The organism is Enterobacter sp. JMULE2 (assembly GCF_013337145.1).
GTDB lineage: Bacteria > Pseudomonadota > Gammaproteobacteria > Enterobacterales > Enterobacteriaceae > Enterobacter > Enterobacter mori.
This window is the reverse complement of record NZ_SGWD01000013.1, coordinates 251,796-267,525: the sequence shown is the minus strand read 5'-3', so window position 1 is coordinate 267,525 and position 15,730 is coordinate 251,796. Positions and strand designations below refer to the sequence as shown.

At 56.0% G+C, this 15,730-nt stretch carries 13 protein-coding genes and 1 pseudogene; 9 read left to right on the top strand and 5 right to left on the bottom strand.

All coding sequences use genetic code 11. The features are described 5' to 3' along the window. Positions 1–25: 25 nt before the first annotated feature. The 4 genes and pseudogenes from gyrB to dnaA form a co-directional block, all read right to left on the bottom strand. Positions 26–2,437 carry a DNA topoisomerase (ATP-hydrolyzing) subunit B gene (gene gyrB, locus EXW94_RS13475; RefSeq protein ID WP_089598329.1) on the bottom strand — a complete coding sequence of 804 codons (2,412 nt, stop codon included), beginning with the start codon at positions 2,435–2,437 and terminating at the stop codon, positions 26–28. A gap of 28 nt (positions 2,438–2,465) precedes the next feature. Then, entirely contained in the window at positions 2,466–3,539 is a 1,074-nt protein-coding gene (gene recF / locus EXW94_RS13470) for a DNA replication/repair protein RecF (protein ID WP_174340305.1), read from the bottom strand. After that, a complete protein-coding gene (dnaN, locus tag EXW94_RS13465; RefSeq protein ID WP_010426557.1) occupies positions 3,539–4,639 on the bottom strand; it encodes a DNA polymerase III subunit beta in 1,101 nt (366 codons plus the stop codon). Before dnaN ends, recF begins: the two co-directional genes overlap by 1 nt. Positions 4,640–4,643: 4 nt before the next feature. Further along, positions 4,644–6,038 (bottom strand): annotated as a pseudogene (gene dnaA, locus EXW94_RS13460) (chromosomal replication initiator protein DnaA). A gap of 602 nt (positions 6,039–6,640) precedes the next feature. Here dnaA and rpmH point away from each other — a divergent pair. The 9 genes from rpmH to EXW94_RS13415 all read left to right on the top strand — a co-directional run bounded on the left by rpmH (position 6,641) and on the right by EXW94_RS13415 (position 14,157). Continuing rightward, positions 6,641–6,781, top strand: a complete 141-nt coding sequence (rpmH, locus tag EXW94_RS13455) for a 50S ribosomal protein L34 (RefSeq protein WP_000831330.1) — start codon at positions 6,641–6,643, stop codon at positions 6,779–6,781. A gap of 16 nt (positions 6,782–6,797) precedes the next feature. Beyond that, a complete protein-coding gene (gene rnpA, locus EXW94_RS13450; protein ID WP_174340304.1) occupies positions 6,798–7,157 on the top strand; it encodes a ribonuclease P protein component in 360 nt (119 codons plus the stop codon). Next, positions 7,121–7,378 (top strand): membrane protein insertion efficiency factor YidD, encoded by a 258-nt coding sequence (gene yidD, locus EXW94_RS13445; protein WP_001307474.1) that lies wholly within the window; start codon positions 7,121–7,123, stop codon positions 7,376–7,378. The genes rnpA and yidD overlap by 37 nt, the downstream gene beginning before the upstream one ends. 2 nt (positions 7,379–7,380) lie before the next feature. Continuing rightward, a complete protein-coding gene (yidC, locus tag EXW94_RS13440) occupies positions 7,381–9,021 on the top strand; it encodes a membrane protein insertase YidC (RefSeq protein WP_089598331.1) in 1,641 nt (546 codons plus the stop codon). Between the two features lie 72 nt (positions 9,022–9,093). Beyond that, positions 9,094–10,458: a tRNA uridine-5-carboxymethylaminomethyl(34) synthesis GTPase MnmE gene (mnmE, locus tag EXW94_RS13435; RefSeq protein WP_032662070.1), complete on the top strand. Its 1,365-nt coding sequence runs from the start codon at positions 9,094–9,096 to the stop codon at positions 10,456–10,458. Positions 10,459–10,569: 111 nt separating this feature from the next. Next, the gene (locus EXW94_RS13430; RefSeq protein ID WP_174340303.1) at positions 10,570–11,745 is read left to right on the top strand and encodes an MFS transporter; all 1,176 of its coding nucleotides are present in this window, start codon (positions 10,570–10,572) and stop codon (positions 11,743–11,745) included. Continuing rightward, entirely contained in the window at positions 11,714–12,685 is a 972-nt protein-coding gene (gene yidZ / locus EXW94_RS13425) for an HTH-type transcriptional regulator YidZ (protein WP_174340302.1), read from the top strand. Before EXW94_RS13430 ends, yidZ begins: the two co-directional genes overlap by 32 nt. A 122-nt stretch (positions 12,686–12,807) precedes the next feature. Further along, a complete protein-coding gene (locus EXW94_RS13420; protein WP_174340301.1) occupies positions 12,808–13,554 on the top strand; it encodes a 4'-phosphopantetheinyl transferase superfamily protein in 747 nt (248 codons plus the stop codon). Between the two features lie 36 nt (positions 13,555–13,590). Further along, positions 13,591–14,157, top strand: coding sequence for an NADPH-dependent FMN reductase (locus EXW94_RS13415; protein WP_014833835.1), 567 nt, complete (start codon positions 13,591–13,593; stop codon positions 14,155–14,157). Between the two features lie 91 nt (positions 14,158–14,248). Here the strand turns inward: EXW94_RS13415 and adeP are convergent, their stop codons facing one another. Beyond that, a complete protein-coding gene (gene adeP, locus EXW94_RS13410; protein ID WP_155019713.1) occupies positions 14,249–15,586 on the bottom strand; it encodes an adenine permease AdeP in 1,338 nt (445 codons plus the stop codon). Between the last annotated feature and the right edge of the window lie 144 nt (positions 15,587–15,730).

Below are 15,730 nucleotides of genomic sequence, written 5' to 3'. Positions count from 1 at the left end.
CAGTTTTCGTGCGGTATAACGACGGTTAAATATCGATATTTGCCGCTTTCAGGGCGTTCTCTTCGATGAAGGCACGACGTGGCTCAACCGCATCGCCCATCAGGGTCGTGAACAGCTGGTCCGCAGCAATCGCGTCCTTAACGGTGACGCGCAGCATGCGGCGGCTTTCCGGATCCATGGTGGTTTCCCACAGCTGGTCCGGGTTCATTTCGCCCAGACCTTTATAGCGCTGGATCGCGAGGCCACGACGGGACTCTTTCACCAGCCAGTCCAGCGCCTGCTCGAAGCTGGCTACCGGCTGACGACGTTCGCCACGTTCGATGAACGCATCGTCTTCGATCAGCCCGCGCAGCGTCTCGCCGAGCGAGCAGATACGGCGGTATTCCGGACCGGTCACAAACTCGTGTTCCAGCGGGTAGTCGGTATCAACGCCGTGGGTACGCACGCGAATAATAGGCTCGAACTGCTTATCGGCGTTCTGCTGGATATCGCATTTCCACATGCTGCCGTGCTGCTCTTTCTCGTTCAGATCGGTCACCAGAGCGTTCACCCAGCGGGTCACGGTCTGCTCGTCGCTCAGATCGGCTTCGGTCAGAGTTGGCTGATAAACCAGCTCCTTCAGCAGCGTTTTCGGATAACGGCGTTCCATACGCGTGATCATTTTCTGCGTGGCGTTGAACTCGGACACCAGACGCTCCAGCGGCTCACCGGCCAGTGCAGGGGCGTGAGAGTTCGCGTGCAGGGTCGCACCATCAAGCGCGATCGCGATTTGGTACTGATCCATCGCTTCGTCGTCTTTAATGTACTGTTCCTGCTTGCCTTTCTTCACTTTGTACAGCGGCGGCTGTGCAATGTAGACGTGGCCACGCTCAACGATCTCAGGCATCTGACGATAGAAGAAGGTCAACAGCAGCGTACGGATGTGCGAGCCGTCGACGTCCGCATCGGTCATGATGATGATGCTGTGGTAGCGCAGTTTGTCCGGGTTGTACTCGTCACGGCCGATGCCGCAGCCCAGCGCGGTGATGAGGGTCGCCACTTCCTGAGAAGAGAGCATCTTGTCGAAACGGGCTTTCTCAACGTTGAGGATTTTACCCTTCAGCGGCAGGATCGCCTGGTTCTTACGGTTACGGCCCTGCTTCGCAGAACCGCCCGCGGAGTCCCCTTCCACAAGGTAGAGTTCAGACAGCGCCGGGTCACGTTCCTGGCAGTCAGCCAGTTTGCCCGGCAGGCCTGCTAAGTCCAGCGCGCCTTTACGACGGGTCATTTCACGGGCTTTACGCGCCGCTTCACGGGCACGTGCCGCATCGATAATTTTGCCCACCACGATTTTCGCGTCGGACGGGTTTTCCAGCAGGTATTCGCTCAGCAGTTCGTTCATCTGCTGTTCAACCGCCGATTTCACCTCAGAAGAGACAAGCTTGTCTTTGGTCTGTGAGGAGAACTTCGGATCCGGCACCTTCACGGAGACCACGGCAATCAGGCCTTCACGGGCGTCGTCACCGGTGGCGCTGACTTTCGCTTTCTTGCTGTAGCCTTCTTTGTCCATGTAGGCGTTCAGGGTACGGGTCATCGCCGCACGGAAGCCCGCAAGGTGCGTACCGCCGTCACGCTGTGGAATGTTGTTGGTGAAGCAGTAGATGTTTTCCTGGAAACCGTCGTTCCACTGCAGCGCCACTTCCACGCCGATACCGTCTTTTTCGGTAGAGAAATAGAAGATATTCGGGTGAATTGGCGTTTTGTTCTTATTCAGATACTCAACAAACGCTTTGATACCACCTTCGTAATGGAAGTGGTCTTCTTTGCCGTCACGCTTATCTTTCAGGCGAATAGACACGCCGGAGTTCAGGAACGACAGTTCGCGCAGGCGTTTCGCCAGGATGTCGTACTCGAATTCGGTGACGTTGGTGAAGGTTTCATGGCTCGGCCAGAAACGTACCAGGGTACCGGTTTTGTCGGTATCGCCGGTGACGGCCAGCGGGGCCTGCGGCACGCCGTGAGTATACAGCTGACGGTGAATTTTGCCTTCGCGCTGAATAACCAGCTCCAGCTTCTGCGACAGGGCGTTAACCACGGAGACGCCTACGCCGTGCAGGCCGCCGGAAACTTTATAGGAGTTATCGTCGAATTTACCGCCTGCGTGCAGGACGGTCATGATCACTTCCGCAGCAGATACACCCTCTTCCGGGTGAATACCGGTTGGGATGCCACGACCATCATCAGTGACGGAGACGGAGTTGTCCGCATGGATGGTGACCACGATGTCTTTACAGTGACCCGCGAGCGCTTCGTCGATAGCGTTATCTACCACCTCGAATACCATGTGGTGCAGACCGGTGCCGTCATCCGTGTCGCCGATATACATACCCGGGCGCTTACGCACCGCATCCAGCCCTTTCAGGACTTTGATACTGGAGGAGTCATAAGAATTCGACATCAACGTTTCTCGCTCATTTCAACTTGGGTTAATCCGTTATTTTACCCTTTTCCACGGTAAACATCTTCGAATTTTCGTCCGACATGTCTATAACGTGTTCAGCACTAATGGCGCTGACGAAAACCTGCGACTGCGTGGCTTTTAAGCGGCTGGCAAGCAGCCCGCGCCGCGCGTCGTCGAGTTCCGAGGCAAAATCATCTATCAGGTACAGGCAGCGCCTTCCGCTTTCGCGGGTGAGAAACTCTCCCTGTGCCAGGCGCAGCGCGCACATCAGGAGCTTGAGCTGCCCGCGCGACAGCGTATCTTCCACCGGCGCACCGTCGGCACGAATGCGGAAATCCGCCTTGTGCGGGCCGTGCGCGGTGTAGGTCAACATGCGATCGCGCTCGAAGTTTCTCTCTAACACCTCGGCATAATCCGTCTCTTTCTCCCAGCCGCGCTGGAAGGAGAAGGTGAGAGTGAATTCGGGTAAAAACTGTTTGCAGGTATCGGCCATGTCTTCGGCGATACCTGCGCTGTATTCGGCACGCCAGTTGCTGATTTGTTCCGCAAGGGGAATGAGTTCCATATCCCACGGACGCAGCTGGGCGTAACGTGTCACCTGGCGCAGCGCAGCGTTACGCTGCTTGAGCAGGCGCTTCAGGTTGCTCCAGGCGTTAAAGAAACCGGCTTCGTTGTGAAAGCATCCCCAGTCGAGGAACGCTCTTCTGTATTTGGGGCCGCCGTTGAGTAAAGTAAACCCCTCCGGCGTGATCAGCTGCATTGGCATCAGCAGCGCCAGCTCCGCCACTTTATGGCCGTCGGTGCCGTCGATGCGCACCTTGCTGTCGCCCTGCTTGTCTTTGGTCAGGCCGATGGCGGTTTCCCGCTCTGCGCCCTGCAAACGCCCGTGCAGAACAAAGGATTCCTGCTCATGGCGAATGACGCGACCAATCTGCAAACTGCGAAACGCCCGACCGTGGCCGAGCGTATAGATGGCTTCCAGCACGCTGGTTTTGCCGCTGCCGTTTGCGCCAACCAGGAAGTTAAAGCCAGGGGATAAAGCGAGATCCGCGCTTTCGATATTGCGAAAGTCGCGGATCAACAGACGGGTGAGCGACATTACAGTCTCATTGGCATGACAACATAAGCCGCGCTTTGGCTGGCCGCATCTTCAATCTGTACGCTTGAAACGGAGTCGGTCAGCAGGATGCGCACGTTTTCGCACTTCAGCGCATTGAGCACATCCAGCACGTAGCTGACGTTAAAGCCGATTTCCATCTCGGTTCCGGCGTAGGTGACGTCCAGAATTTCTTCTGCCTCTTCCTGCTCCGGGTTGTTAGCGGTGATTTTGATCTGGTTTTCGCTCACGTACAGGCGCACGCCGCGGAATTTCTCGTTAGAGAGAATGGCCGCACGAGCAAAAGCCTGCTTGAGGCTGTCGCAGCCTGCTTCCAGCGTTTTGTCCGGGTTCTTCGGCAATACGCGGCGATAATCCGGGAAACGACCGTCAACCAGCTTAGACGTGAAGACAAAATCACCCACGTGTGCGCGGATGTTGTTGCTGCCGATCTGCACGCGCAGCGGCGTGTCGCCACCGTCGAGCATACGCATCAGCTCAATCACCCCTTTACGCGGCACGATCACCGAATGGTTTGGCAGTGAATCGCCAATCGGCATAGAACAGACCGCCAGACGGTGGCCGTCGGTGGCTACGGTACGCAGCTCTTCACCTTCGGTTTCGAACAGCATGCCGTTTAAGTAGTAACGAACGTCCTGATGCGCCATGGAGAACTGCGTGGCTTCAATCAGACGCTTCATCGTCGCCTGTGGCAGGGTGAATTCAACTTCGCTCTGCCAGTCGTCCAGATTCGGGAAGTCTGCAGCAGGCAGCGTGGAGAGCGAGAAACGGCTGCGGCCAGAACGCACCAGCATACGGTCGCCTTCCAGCTGCACGGCGATTTCAGCGCCTTCCGGCAGCCCACGGCAGATATCAAAGAATTTACGTGCCGGAACCGTGGTCGCGCCCGCGTCGTGCGGCTGAGTCAGCGTAACGCGCGCGATCATTTCCATTTCCAGATCCGTGCCGGTCAGCGACAGCGTACCGTCCGCGACCTGAAGCAGCAGGTTTCCGAGAATAGGCAGCGTTGGGCGGCCACCTAATGGGCCACTCACCTGTTGCAGCGGTTTTAATAAATGTTCACGTTCAACGGTAAATTTCATAGCGTCACGATGATAATGTTCTGATTAAATTGGAAAAATCTTCTTTATGTCGTGGCTTTCTTCGCGTAACTGCTCAATCTTACGACAAGCGTGCAGCACGGTCGTATGGTCACGGCCACCAAACGCATCGCCGATTTCCGGCAGACTGTGGTTGGTTAACTCCTTTGCCAGCGCCATCGCCATCTGACGCGGACGCGCCACCGAGCGGGAACGACGTTTAGACAGTAAATCTGCCACTTTGATCTTGTAGTACTCAGCCACCGTCTTTTGAATATTGTCGATAGTGACCAGTTTTTCCTGCAATGCCAGCAAATCGCGCAGCGCTTCACGCACAAAATCGATGGTGATCGCACGACCGGTGAAGTTGGCGTTGGCAATCACACGGTTCAGCGCGCCTTCCAGCTCACGCACGTTGGAGCGCAGACGCTTGGCAATAAAGAACGCCACTTCACCCGGCAGGCGAATGTCGTTTTCATCGGCTTTCTTCATCAGGATCGCGACGCGGGTTTCCAGCTCCGGTGGCTCGATCGCCACGGTCAGGCCCCAGCCGAAGCGGGATTTCAGACGATCTTCAACGCCGTTGATCTCTTTTGGATAACGATCCGAGGTCAAAATGATCTGCTGATTGCCTTCCAGCAGGGCGTTGAAGGTATGGAAAAATTCTTCCTGCGATCGTTCTTTATTGGCAAAGAACTGGATGTCATCGATCAGCAGGGCGTCAACGGAACGATAGTAGCGTTTAAACTCTTCGATCGCATTGTTTTGCAGGGCTTTTACCATGTCCTGAACGAAGCGCTCGGAGTGCATATACACCACTTTCGCATTAGGCTTGCGCGCCATAATGCCGTTACCCACTGCATGCAGCAGGTGCGTTTTACCCAGACCCGTGCCGCCATAAAGGAACAGCGGGTTATAAGCACCACCGGGGTTATCAGCAACCTGACGGGGCCGCCGCGCGCGCCAGCTGGTTCGACTTACCTTCAACGAAGTTATCGAAGGTGTGCTTAACGTTAACGTTAGAGCGATAGGTTGGCTCAGCGGGCGCAGGGACGTTATCCCAGCCCTGACGAGCAGGTGCGACGCGAGGGGCCGGAGCAGGAGCGGCCTGAGCTGGCGCGGCTACGTTCACGGTTTCACGTACGGTTTGGGTGACCGGCTTTGTGCCCACTTCAAAGCGCAGCTGTGGGGCATCTGACCCGCAGAAATCGTTCAGCAGTCCATTGATATTATTAAGGTACTTGTCCCTTACCCAATCGAGCACAAAACGGTTTGGCGCATACAAAGCCAGCGTGTTATCGCTCAGTTCCGCCTGCAACGGGCGGATCCACATACTGAATTCTGTGGCTGGTAACTCATCCTGCAATCGGGCAAGACACTGCTGCCAAAGCGAAAGTGACACGGCGGACTCCACTCGAACAATAAAAGAAAACTATTGAATATTCATGATTGTTGGCGCACATCGACATGACCCTGTGCAAAAGGGGGATGTGCGAATTGCTATCTGCAATTTAATCCTGACCAGGATCCTGGGATCCCGATCGGGACCGCGGATCATAGCCTAAACTGAGCCAGAGATCTTCTGTTTCTCACAGATTCTTCCCGATTTATCCACAGGAAGATCCGAAACCGGGTAAGTGTAAACGATCCTGACGCGAGTGCCCCACGATTTAGCCCGCATATTGGAAAAATTAATGAGCACAGACAATTTATTGCTTAAATGATCTAACGAAGATCCGGGACGATCCTTGCGCTTTGTTCGGGAGCCCGTATAATCCTCGACCCGGCGCGTGATGCTCATCTTCCTGCGTCGTCCGTTGCTCATTTTCCACGCGAAAACGTGCGGAAATACGCGGGAAATAAGGAAAGAGGAATTGACTCCGGAGTGTACAATTATTACAATCCGGCCTCTTTAATCACCCACGCTGAGGCGTTAGTCGTTCGAAACTCGTTCGGGTATACGCAAAAGTCAGTGAATTTATTCAAGTTTAGGTAGAAATCGCCATGAAACGCACTTTTCAACCGTCTGTACTGAAGCGCAACCGTTCTCACGGCTTCCGTGCTCGTATGGCTACTAAAAATGGTCGTCAGGTTCTGGCACGTCGTCGTGCTAAAGGCCGCGCTCGTCTGACCGTTTCCAAGTAATAAAGCTAACCCCTGAGTGGTTAAGCTAGCATTTCCCAGGGAGTTACGTTTGTTAACTCCCACTCATTTCACTTTCGTCTTCCAGCAGCCACAACGGGCTGGCACGCCGCAAATCACCATCCTCGGCCGCCAAAATTCGCTGGGGCATCCCCGCATCGGTCTCACAGTCGCCAAGAAAAATGTTAAGCGTGCGCATGAACGCAATCGGATTAAACGTCTGACGCGTGAAAGCTTCCGTTTACGTCAACACGAACTGCCTTCTATGGATTTCGTGGTGGTGGCGAAAAGGGGGGTTGCCGACCTCGATAACCATGCTCTCTCGGAAGCGTTGGAAAAATTATGGCGCCGCCACTGTCGCCTGGCTCACGGGTCCTGATAGCCCTCATTCGGGTCTATCAGCGCCTGATTAGTCCGCTACTCGGGCCACATTGCCGTTTCACGCCAACATGCTCAAGCTACGGAATTGAGGCATTGCGCAGGTTTGGAGTGATAAAAGGCAGTTGGTTGACGGTGAAACGCGTATTAAAATGCCACCCTTTACACCCAGGTGGAGACGACCCCGTCCCTCCAGGACCCTTTGATACCAGAGAACACTAACGATGGATTCGCAACGCAATCTTCTTATCATCGCTTTGTTGTTCGTCTCTTTCATGATCTGGCAAGCATGGGAACAGGATAAAAATCCTCAACCCCAGCAGCAGACCACGCAGACGACGAGCAGCCAGGGGAGTGCCGCCGACCAGGGCGTACCGGCCAGTGGCCAGGGGAAACAGATTACGGTTAAGACCGATGTGCTTGAGCTGACTATCAACACCCGTGGTGGTGATGTTGAGCAGGCGCTGCTGTTGACCTACCCGAAAGAGCTGAAGTCTACCGAACCGTTCCAGTTACTGGAAACCACACCTGAGTTCCTGTATCAGGCTCAGAGCGGCCTGACCGGTCGTGATGGCCCGGATAACCCGGCTAACGGCGCGCGTCCGCTGTATACCGTCGAGAGTGATACCTTTGTGCTGGCCGATGGTCAGAACGAACTCGCTATCCCGATGACCTATACCGACGCCGCGGGCAACACCTTCACCAAAACCTTCACCCTGAAACGCGGTGAATATGCGGTGAACGTGGGTTACAGCGTACAGAACGCCGGTGAGAAACCGCTGGAAATCTCGACCTTTGGTCAGCTGAAGCAGTCCATCAATCTGCCGTCCCACCGTGACACCGGAAGCAGCAACTTTGCGCTGCATACCTTCCGCGGCGCGGCGTACTCCACGCCTGATGCGAAGTACGAGAAATACAAATTCGACACCATTGCCGATAACGAAAACCTGAACGTCAGCTCCAAAGGCGGTTGGGTGGCCATGCTGCAGCAGTATTTCGCGACCGCGTGGATCCCGAATAACGACGGTACGAATAACTTCTACACCGCGAACCTGGGCAACGGTATTGCCGCCATCGGCTACAAGTCTCAGCCGGTTCTGGTTCAGCCGGGTCAAACCGGTAAGCTGGCAAGCACCCTGTGGGTCGGCCCGGAAATCCAGGACAAAATGGCTGCTGTTGCGCCGCACCTGGATCTGACCGTCGATTACGGCTGGTTGTGGTTCATCTCTCAGCCGCTGTTTAAGCTGCTGAAGTTCATCCACAGCTTCCTGGGTAACTGGGGCTTCTCCATCATCGTTATCACCTTCATCGTTCGTGGCATCATGTACCCGCTGACTAAAGCGCAGTACACCTCCATGGCGAAGATGCGTATGCTGCAGCCGAAGATTCAGGCTATGCGTGAGCGTCTGGGCGATGACAAACAGCGTCAGAGTCAGGAGATGATGGCCCTGTATAAAGCAGAGAAAGTAAACCCACTGGGTGGTTGCTTCCCGCTGCTGATTCAGATGCCAATCTTCCTTGCGCTGTACTACATGCTGATGGGCTCCGTTGAGCTGCGCCACGCGCCGTTTGCACTGTGGATCCATGACCTGTCTGCACAGGACCCGTACTACATCCTGCCGATCCTGATGGGCGTGACGATGTTCTTCATCCAGAAGATGTCGCCGACCACCGTGACCGACCCGATGCAGCAGAAGATCATGACCTTTATGCCGGTCATCTTCACCGTGTTCTTCCTGTGGTTCCCGTCAGGTCTGGTGCTGTACTATATCGTCAGCAACCTGGTGACAATCATCCAGCAGCAGCTGATTTACCGTGGTCTGGAAAAACGTGGCCTGCATAGCCGCGAAAAGAAAAAGTCCTGATTCGGTAAGTTAACGCTAAAATAAGGGCGGTCGATTGACCGCCTTTTTTATTTGTATTGAACGAGACCAACCATGAGCCATAACGACACTATCGTCGCCCAGGCAACCCCACCGGGACGCGGTGGTGTAGGCATTCTGCGCATCTCCGGCCTGAAGGCGCGCGAGGTGGCCGAAGCGGTGCTGGGTAAACTGCCAAAGCCGCGCTACGCTGATTACCTGCCGTTTAAAGATACCGACGGCACGCCGCTGGACCAGGGCATTGCGCTGTGGTTCCCCGGCCCGAACTCCTTTACCGGCGAAGACGTGCTGGAGCTGCAGGGCCACGGCGGCCCGGTTATCCTCGACCTGCTGTTAAAACGTATTCTGACCCTGCCTGGCCTGCGCATTGCGAAGCCGGGCGAGTTCTCCGAGCGTGCTTTCCTCAACGACAAGCTCGACCTGGCGCAGGCAGAAGCGATTGCAGACCTGATCGACGCCAGTTCCGAACAGGCGGCCCGCTCCGCCCTGAACTCGCTGCAGGGGGCATTCTCCGCGCGCGTAAATCACCTTGTGGAAGCACTTACTCACCTGCGCATCTACGTCGAAGCGGCTATCGACTTCCCGGATGAGGAGATCGACTTCCTCTCTGACGGTAAAATCGAAGCCCAGCTCAACCAGGTGATGAACGATCTCGACGCCGTGCGTGCCGAAGCACGTCAGGGCAGCCTGCTGCGTGAAGGGATGAAGGTAGTGATTGCCGGTCGCCCTAACGCCGGGAAATCAAGCCTGCTGAACGCCCTGGCGGGCCGTGAAGCGGCAATCGTCACCGACATTGCCGGAACCACTCGCGACGTGCTGCGCGAGCATATCCACATCGACGGGATGCCGCTGCATATCATCGACACCGCCGGTCTGCGCGATGCCAGCGACGAGGTCGAACGCATCGGTATCGAACGCGCCTGGCAGGAGATCGAGCAGGCCGACCGCGTGCTGTTTATGGTGGACGGCACCACGACCGACGCCGTCGACCCGGCTGACATCTGGCCAGACTTTATCGCCCGTCTTCCGGCCAAGCTGCCGATCACCGTGGTGCGTAACAAAGCGGATGTCACCGGCGAAACGCTGGGCATCAGCGATGTGAACGGTCACTCACTGATTCGCCTGTCGGCGCGTACCGGTGAAGGCGTTGACGACCTGCGTAACCATCTCAAGCAGAGCATGGGCTTTGACACCAGCATGGAAGGCGGCTTCCTGGCGCGTCGCCGTCACCTGCAGGCGCTGGAAGAGGCGGCGAACCACCTTGTTCAGGGTAAAGCGCAGCTGATCGGCGCGTGGGCGGGCGAACTGCTGGCGGAAGAGCTGCGTCTGGCGCAGCAGAATCTGAGCGAGATCACCGGGGAGTTTACGTCGGACGATCTGCTGGGAAGGATCTTCTCAAGCTTCTGTATCGGTAAGTAATCCCCGCTCAGTAATGGTGATTTCCTCCAGGGAAATCACCATTGTCCAAATGGCAACTCGCCTTATCTCTTTTCACCCCCTATGCTGCATGCCTGCATCTATGGGGGGTTTATGGCTCGTTTTCTGTTTTGTAGTTTCGCGTTGGTTCTGCTTTATCCGTCGGGCATTGATATGTATCTGGTGGGACTCCCCCACATCGCCCGCGATCTGGGTGCCAGCGAAGCGCAGCTGCACATCGCGTTTTCAGCCTACCTCGCGGGGATGGCGTCGTCGATGGTGTTTGCCGGGAAGATTGCGGATAAAGCAGGCCGTCAGCCTGTCGCGATAACGGGTGCCATCATTTTTGCCCTGGCGTCCATTCTCTGCTCACAGGCGCAAAACAGCACCGTGTTCCTGTCGGGCCGCTTCATTCAGGGCATTGGCGCCGGTGGCTGTTACGTCGTCGCTTTTGCTATTTTGCGCGACACCTTAAGCGCCCAGCGCCGTGCCAAAGTGCTGTCGATGCTGAACGGTATTACCTGCATCATCCCGGTGCTGGCACCCGTAGTGGGCTACCTGATCATGCTGAAATTCCCGTGGCAGAGCCTGTTCTGGACCATGGCGGCGATGGGTGCGCTGGTCTTTATTCTGTCTATCACCGTACTGAAAGAGACCCATCCCGGCTCGCAGAATACGGGCCACACCGCAACCCTTCACCCAGTTGAAAAGCTGCTCAACCGCTTTTTCCTCAGCCGACTGGCCGTGACCACGTTAAGCGTGGCGGTGATCCTGACCTATGTAAACGTTTCCCCTGTCTTGCTGATGGAAACCATGGGCTTCGATCGCGGTCAGTATTCAACGGTGATGGCACTGACCGCGATGGTCAGTATGGCTGTCTCATTTTCTACCCCGTTTGCGCTGAACATTTTTCGCCAGCGCACACTAATGCTGGCCTCACAGGCATTGTTCCTTGCCGCAGGCGTGATTCTGGCGACCGCGAGTTCGCACGCGGTGATGCTGGTGGGCATCACGCTCATCTGCGCCGGTTTTTCCGTCGGCTTTGGCGTGGCGATGAGCCAGGCGCTCGGGCCGTTCTCGCTGCGCGCGGGTGTGGCAAGTTCGGTATTGGGCATTGCGCAGGTCTGCGGTTCATCGCTGTGGATTTGGCTGGCAGCCGTTCTTGGTCTTAACGCGCTGAATATGCTGATCGGGATTCTGATTGGCTGTAGCATTGTCTGCATTACCTTACTTATGGTCATCCAGCCCGCGGCGCATTATGAAGAAGCCCATCAGCAGTCTCGATCTTAATCTCCTGCTTTGCCTACAGCTTTTGCTGCAGGAGCGCAGCGTCACCAAAGCCGCAAAGCGGATGAACGTGACACCGTCGGCGGTGAGTAAATCACTGGCCAAGCTGCGCGACTGGTTCGAAGACCCACTGTTTGTGAAAACGCCGTTAGGGCTGCTGCCCACTCCGCTGACGGTAAGCCTGGAGCAGGATCTGGCCGACTGGATGCAGATTGGCAATCAGATCCTCGATAAATTTCACCATGACTCCCCGGGCGGGCTGACGTTCGTGCTAGCTGCCGAAACGCCGTTGATGCTGATCCGCTTTAACGCCCTGCTGGAGCAGGTGAACCAGCGCTATCCGCAGGCTACGGTGAAGATGCGCCACTGGGATTACGATTCGCTGGATGCCATTACGCGTGGAGAGGTGGATCTGGGATTCACCGGGCGCGAAACGCACCCGCGATCGCGTGAATTGCTGAAGCTGTTACCGTGGTTTATCGACTACGAGATCCTGTTTAGCGACCGTCCGTGCGTGTATCTGCGTGAGGATCATCCGGCGCTACAGGAGGAGTGGAACCTGGAGACCTTTCTGCGCTACCCGCATATCAGCATTTTCTGGGAACGCAGCGACACCTGGGCGCTCGACGAGGTGCTAAGAGAGATGGGGCGCGAGCGTAATATCGCCATGAGCCTGCCCGGCTTCGAGCAGTCGATGTTTATGGCCGCACAGCCCGACCATAATTATATTGCCACCGCACCTTACTACTGCCATCACTACAATCAGCTCCACCAGCGAAAACTGATCGCGCTTCCTATTCCCATTGACGAAGCGCAGGCTGAAAAGCTGACCGTGCCTTTCACCATGATCTGGCATAAACGGAACAGCCATAACCCCAAAATCCTTTGGTTGCGTGAGACAATCAAAGCGCTGTACGCCGCTCCAGCTCCTGTTTTTGCCTAAGAAAATGTAAAGTTCGGTCCTAAGGCTTCTCTTACTCCCATTTACTGATTAAAACAGGAGTCAAGTTAAGCGATAATCATGTAACCGTTTAACCGATTACGACCATTATCAGGGAGCGAAAAATGGCAACGCACTTTGCAAGAGGGATACTTACAGACGGACATCTCGTATCGGCCAGAATTTCTTCAGCCTGTCACACTGAAGCGCTCACGCTCCCGGAGCACCGCAGGACGCGGTTTTTAGCCTCCAGAGCTCTTCTCGCAGAGCTTATGTTCATGCTCTACGGCACCAGCGAGCTGCCGGACATTATTATCCAGCCAGAAGGCCGTCCGGTCTTCGCTGACCCGGAACTCCCCCGGTTTTCCATCGCCTATACTGGCAACATTATTGGTGTCGCGCTCACTACCGAGGGTGACTGTGGACTGGATATGGAACTTCAGCGCGCGACGCGCAGCTTCCACGGTGCTAATGCGCATAACGACTACCCGCTCTCCAGTAATGAAAAACTTTGGGTACGCAATCAAAACGATCCTGTTGAAGCCAGAGCCCAACTCATCACCCTGCGTCAGAGCATTCGTAAGCTCTGTGGGTGTGCGTCTGACGATGCCAGCCTGTTGCAACTCCTGCCAGGATCGGGACGCCTGCGTGCCACGAGAGCCACGCTGGTTGAAGCGCTCAGCGATGCCGAGGACGTGTTGATCTGGTCCATTGCCGTCACCCCGGCCATCGAACGTATGAAAATCTGGGAATTTGACAGTCAACAGGGATGGCGTAGCCTTCCTGATGTGCCCGAGCGCGCCAATGAGCCCGCCGCGCGCCTGATGCGTTTAACCAGTTTACCGGCAGAAAAAGCAATCACTCTTAGCTGATCCATTCAGGGTCATCATGATGAAACAGGAGTAATCATGTCTGATACGTTGAAAGTTGTTACGTTACTGGGAAGCCTGCGCAAAGGTTCATTTAACGGGATGGTCGCCCGCACCCTGCCACAGCTGGCACCTGCGGGGATGGAAATTAGCGCCCTGCCGTCCATTGGCGATATTCCGCTTTATGATGCTGACGTTCAGCAGGAAGAGGGATTCCCGCAGAGCGTTGAGGCGCTGGCGGAGCAAATTCGCCAGGCTGACGGGGTGGTCATCGTGACGCCAGAGTATAACTACTCGGTGCCGGGTGGCCTGAAGAATGCCATTGACTGGCTGTCCCGTTTACCTGAACAGCCGCTGTCAGGCAAACCGGTGCTGATCCAGACCAGCTCGATGGGCGCGATTGGCGGCGCGCGCTGCCAGTATCACCTGCGCCAGATCCTGGTGTTCCTGGATGCGATGGTGATGAACAAGCCGGAGTTTATGGGCGGTGTGATTCAGAATAAGGTCGACCCGCAGACGGGTGAAGTGGTGGATCAGAGCACGCGTGACCATCTTTCTGGTCAGCTGACGGCGTTTGGGGATTATATTAAGCGGGTTAAAGCCTGATAAAAAAGCCCGGTGGCGCTAGCGCTTACCGGGCCTACACTCGTCAGTAGGTCAGGTAAGCGAAGCGCCACCTGACACCACAAACCGCACCTTAGTGCGCGTCGATAAACACAATCTTCAGCACAAACAGCAGCGCCACAACGATCACACACGGACTCAGTTCGCGGAAGCGACCCGTACCGACCTTCATCACGCAGTAAGAGATAAAGCCCAGCGCGATACCTTCAGTGATCGAGAAGCTGAACGGCATCATCACGGCGGTGATAAACGCCGGTACCGCTTCGGTTAAATCTTCCCATTTCACGCGCGCCAGGCTCGATGTCATCAGCACGCCAACGTAGATCAGCGCGCCTGCAGCCGCATACGGTGGAACCATCCCCGCCAGCGGAGAAAGGAAGATCACCAGCAGGAACAGAATGCCGACCACCACCGCCGTCAAACCCGTACGGCCGCCCACGGACACGCCGGAAGAGGACTCAATGTAAGCGGTCACAGAGGATGTCCCGATGAAAGAACCCGCCACGGAGGAGACGCTATCCACAAACAGCGCCTGCTTCATGCGCGGGAATTTGCCTTTCTCATCCGCCAGACCCGCTTTGTCGGTCACGCCGATCAGCGTGCCGGAGGAGTCAAACAGGTTAACCAGCATGAAGGAGAAAATCACGCCCGCCAGACCGAGGTTCAGGGAGCCCGCCAGGTCAACGTGACCAATAACGGTAGAGACGCTCGGTGGCGCGGAGACGATCCCGTGATACTGGACATCGCCCAGCATCCAGCCCAGCAGCGTGGTGACCACGATGGACACCAGCACCGCCGCGTGAATATTGCGGGAAGCCAGGATCGCGATGATAAAGAAGCCCAGCACGCCCAGCAGCACGCTGTGAGAGGTCAGGTTGCCGATGCTCACCAGCGTTTCCGGGTTCGCCACGATCACACCGGCGTTTTTCAGACCCATCATGCCGATGAACAGGCCGATACCGCTGGTGATACCCACGCGCAGGCTCACCGGGATATTGGCAATCATCCAGTAGCGCACGCGGAAAATGGTCAGCAGCAGCAGGCCGACGGCGCCCCAGAAGATAGCGCCCATGCCAACCTGCCACGGCAGGCCCATCGCCTGAACGACCACGAACGCGAAGAACGCATTCAGACCCATTGCCGGTGCCAGCGCAACCGGCAGGTTAGCGAACACACCCATCAGGATGCTGCCAAGGGCAGCAATCAGACAGGTGGTCACGAAGACGGCGCTGGTATCCATGCCAGCAACGCCCAGAATTTGCGGGTTAACAAAAACGATATACACCATCGTCAGGAAGGTGGTGAAACCGGCGATCACTTCGGTGCGTGCCGTTGTGCCGTGCTCGCGCAGTTTGAACACGCGCTCAAGCAGACCCTGACCAGATGTCTGGGTTGTGTGTTGTTGACTCATCATCAATTTCCGAACAAGGAGGGAAAATTCGTCGCTATCCTATACCAAAATGCGACAATAGTGGCGGTTATGAGATACTTTTTTCATTGATTTTGCTTATACGGCAACGATTGCGTCTCGTTAAACTGCCGTACGTAAACGTTA